The following is a 1,645-nucleotide window of genomic DNA, read 5'->3' as shown; positions in this document are numbered from 1 at the left end:
GCCCCCCCCCTCTAAATAAACGTGCTTGGTGGTCGGCGGCTTTCTTGGTTTATACCCCACCGGCTGGGTCTCACTCTTCACCGGTAGGGGGGGGCCCGCCCGGGGGGCGCCACCCCCCTTATCCAACAGCCTTTCGGCGCAGGCTACTTGAGCGTGTGGCACGCCTTCTTCGCGAGGTGTGCCCACTGCACGCAGACGAGCGTGCCCTTGCGGAGCTTCGGGCCCACGGTCGCCCCCACCTTGCCCCAGTCGACCTCGGCGGCGTTGCCGTGCTGAATCGCGTGGGCCTTGCGCCAGCTCTTGCCGACGTGCGTCTTGCCGCCCGGCTGCTTGTACAGCCAGCGGGCCTTGCCCGCCTTGTACGGAGACCTGGCCGTCTGGACATAGTTCAGGCCGCGCTTGGCGGAGCCCTTCTTGTTCCAGTAGAAGAAGGAAGCCGAGTAGGCGCAGGTCCTGCCGCTCTGCGTGACGCAGCGGACCTCTTGGTGCTTGCTGACCTTCGCGGCCGTGGCCTGGGTCCCGGCGTGGGCCGGCGCCGCAGTCGTGACGGCGAGCGCCGCGGTGGCGCCGATGAGGAGCGCCTTCCCCTTTTGGTTCAACACGTGCTGACTACCTCCGGCGGGAGTTGCATGCCTTCGTTGTTCTGCCACCAACTGCCGCAGAGAGTAAGGCAACTGAGCGCTCGTCGATATTGTACGAACGGGCGACATGAACGCCTGCGGCGAAGCCCTGCAAGGGGCCTGGCGTTGCCCTTTCGGGCAATAGCGGGGTCTGAACGAGCGCCCCTACTGTGGGCGGTGTTCATGTCAGACCTGAAAAGAGATGGGACGCGTATGGGACTCCCCCGTCGAGTGGCTACGTCGGCGTGCGCACTCGCCGTCGGTACCGCTGTGCTGATACCGGTGATGGGCAACGAGTCGGCGCAAGCCAACTCCTCCTCCGGCTCCAACTCCACCTCCGTGAATGCGGTCCCGGCCGCAGCGGAGCAGCCCGCCGCAGTCGTCAAAGCCGGTGGATTCCATTCGAAGAGCGGCAGGCTCAACTGCCATAAGAAGGGCGAGACCGCCTGGATCTGGGACTCGGCGGCCGGTGCCTCGCGGGTGTCGTGGAAGCCCAAGGGCGGCCACCTGGTCTCGCGGGTGTGGCGGCACACGCCCGACGGCATCTCGACGCGGACCGTTCCCACCTGGCGCAAGTCCGTCAAATGGAAGGTCACTTCGACCTACGGGAACGGGAAGAACCTGAGCAAGGTGTACGGCTACTGCAGCACGCAGGGGTGGCGGGTCGGAAAGGCGTCGGACAAGCTCAGCCAGAAGAAGTCCGGCACCAAGCGCTGCCCCGCGGGTAAGACGGTCTACATCGCCTCCGCCGGAATCGGCAACATGAAGCACCGCTTCAAGTCGACGAGCGGCGGCGCGCTGCACACGCACAATTTCGGTGGTTCCCAGCAGGTCCTCGTGACGGACCGCGCGACCCCGACCGAGATGCGTTCGGTGAAGTGGCGGGTGGAAGCCTGGAGCATCAAGCACAGCATTCCGAATGCCAAGGTCGGGCGGGTCACGCTCTCCTGCATCAGCAAGTACTGAAGTCGTGTGACCGACCGAGGTCCTGTCCTCGAAATGCCGCCGTCGCCCTCGGTTGACGG

The 1,645-nt window shown here is 65.7% G+C and carries 2 protein-coding genes; one reads left to right on the top strand and one right to left on the bottom strand.

The window, feature by feature from the left end:
- Positions 1-143: 143 nt before the first annotated feature.
- A complete protein-coding gene (locus tag ACWGI6_RS38195) occupies positions 144-602 on the bottom strand; it encodes a hypothetical protein (protein ID WP_453271774.1) in 459 nt (152 codons plus the stop codon).
- A gap of 231 nt (positions 603-833) precedes the next feature.
- On the opposite strand from ACWGI6_RS38195, the gene ACWGI6_RS38190 reads away from it, so the two are divergent.
- On the top strand, positions 834-1,586 hold the full coding sequence (locus ACWGI6_RS38190) for a hypothetical protein (protein WP_453271773.1): 753 nt from the start codon (positions 834-836) through the stop codon (positions 1,584-1,586).
- The last annotated feature ends 59 nt before the right edge of the window (positions 1,587-1,645 follow it).

This window comes from Streptomyces sp. NPDC054786, from assembly GCF_053611685.1.
Note: the sequence above shows the minus strand (reverse complement) of the source record. Positions and strands in the feature narration are given on the sequence as shown.

Bases quoted from the DNA above. Each gene is read 5' to 3' on its own strand.
- ACWGI6_RS38190 (WP_453271773.1), top strand. From the start codon at position 834: ATGGGACTCCCCCGTCGAGTGGCTACGTCGGCGTGCGCACTCGCCGTC.